The 1957-nt window shown below is 49.9% G+C and carries 2 protein-coding genes; one reads left to right on the top strand and one right to left on the bottom strand.

The window, feature by feature from the left end; genetic code table 11:
* Positions 1–577: 577 nt before the first annotated feature.
* The gene (gene purU / locus MXE39_RS12810; protein WP_246978827.1) at positions 578–1426 is read left to right on the top strand and encodes a formyltetrahydrofolate deformylase; all 849 of its coding nucleotides are present in this window, start codon (positions 578–580) and stop codon (positions 1424–1426) included.
* Positions 1427–1697: 271 nt separating this feature from the next.
* Here the strand turns inward: purU and MXE39_RS12805 are convergent.
* The coding region (locus tag MXE39_RS12805) for a hypothetical protein (protein WP_246978826.1) at positions 1698–1957 on the bottom strand (260 nt) is incomplete at its 5' end.

Genomic DNA, 1957 nt, shown 5'->3' with positions numbered 1-1957 from the left:
GTCAGGGACAGGGGCAGAGGCTGGGGCAGGGGGTGAGTTGAGGCTGCGTGCTTGCACTGCGGGGCAGGTACTGCGGAGATGACAGTGCCGGGCTGACACTTTATTGGTACGTCTGTCGGTGCACGGGCCATTAGTGAGGGTACTCCGGGCCAGTGTTATGTTACAGGACGGTGCGGTGGTGCACGACAGGGAGCTTACGTGCTTACGTGCCTATGTGCACGTGGCAGTGGTGCACTGTTCAGGAAATGCCTTGTTTACGCTTTTTGGACCGGGCAGGGGCACTGTGCTTTGCGCATTGTGTGCCATGATTAAATATATCTGCACATCTTCAGAGAAGGGGCTGTTTTTGGTAGGATTCATAACTGTTTTTTGAGTTGTTCTGAGCATTGCCTGTCGTGCAGCAAATGGAAGGCAGACAGCTTTACCGGCTATGCCGGCAGTCTGTCTGTAATGGAAGCTGTGCTGTTGGCTGTGCCTGCGACCTGAACTTGTACCGGTTGAGTATCAAAGTGGTGAAAGGACTGAATCTCGCCGGAGTGGTCAAATCTTCTTTCAGAGGACTTACGTAGTTTTTATCATGCAACAAAAGGTTCTAATCTCTGAGTGTCCTGATGCTACAGGTTTAATTGCCAATGTAACCACCACCTGTTTTGAGTTTGGTCTGAACATTGTTCACCAGGATCAGTTCGCTTCAGTTGAGGACAATCGCTTTTTCATGCGTACTGTGCTCGAGGGCAACTTTGAAGACGGTATTGAGGAGAAGTTCTTAAGCCGTGTTAAGTCCCGTATGCCAATGAGTGCTGAAGTTCGTCTTAAGGACAAGTCCATCAAGCCACGCATTGTCATTCTGGTTACCAAGGAGTCTCACTGCCTTGGTGATCTGCTGATGAGAAGCTATTCAGATTCACTCAATGCCGAAATTGTCATGGTTGCAGGTAACTACCCTGACCTTGGCGACCTGGTTTCCAAGTTTAACATTCCTTTCCACGTAGTCTCTCATGAGGGCCTGACCCGCGAAGAGCATGATCAGCGCATGATGGATCTCATCGACCAGTACAATCCAGACTACATTATCCTGGCCAAATACATGCGTATTCTTACCCCACGCATGGTTGCCCACTACCGTCCTGGCACTCTTATCAACATTCACCACTCCTTCCTGCCAGCCTTTATCGGCGCCAAGCCATATCAGCAGGCCTTTGACCGTGGCGTAAAGATCATTGGTGCCACTGCCCACTTCGTTACCGACAATCTGGATGAAGGTCCAATTATCGAGCAGGACGTTATCAAGGTCACTCACCGCTACGAGGCCGCTCAGATGGCCAAGGCCGGCCGTGACGTAGAGCGTATGGTTCTGGCACGCGCTCTGGGCAAGGTCTTTAACAACAAGGTCTTTATCCACGGCAACAAGACCATTGTGTTCTAATCTTCACTTGTAGATGCCACAGGCCTTATAACCTGCTGTGACAGCACATAAACAAAGCCCCTGACAGAACGACTCTGTCAGGGGCTTTGCTCTCTTTATACGTTAATTTTGCGTAGATCAGTGAAGCCTGTTCTTAAATGTGGTTAACTAAACAGGAATATTTTCCACGAAAAAATGACAATATCCTCAGACTGGAGGATGCATGAACAGGTACCTGTTATGAGGGCAGATGCCACGTAACAACTCATGAGTTAGATTCGTACTGGACCTGTTAAGTTGAACGTAGTCTCTCAACATCGACGGTGTCATTATCAACAGCATCAGCCAAAACAGAAGGACGTCCGCGAGGTCTTTTATCCGCCTCCAGTGCTGCCCGTTCCTCAGGAGTCCTGTTACGACTGCCCGGTGGCCTTCCAGGACGTCTTTTCATGGCAGCAGCAAGAGCCTGCTCTCTTTCTATTGTGCTCTTGTTTCTGCTGCCTGCTGGACGTCCACGTCCACGCTTAACTGATTCCTTTGCAAGCTCAGCCT

It is taken from the genome of Anaerobiospirillum sp. NML120511 (genome assembly GCF_023050955.1).
Classification (GTDB): Bacteria; Pseudomonadota; Gammaproteobacteria; order Enterobacterales; family Succinivibrionaceae; genus Anaerobiospirillum.
Note: the sequence above shows the minus strand (reverse complement) of the source record. Positions and strands in the feature narration are given on the sequence as shown.

What these genes read in the sequence shown, in the direction of transcription:
- purU (WP_246978827.1), top strand. Translation starts at nt 578, where the DNA reads ATGCAACAAAAGGTTCTAATCTCTGAGTGTCCTGATGCTACAGGTTTA.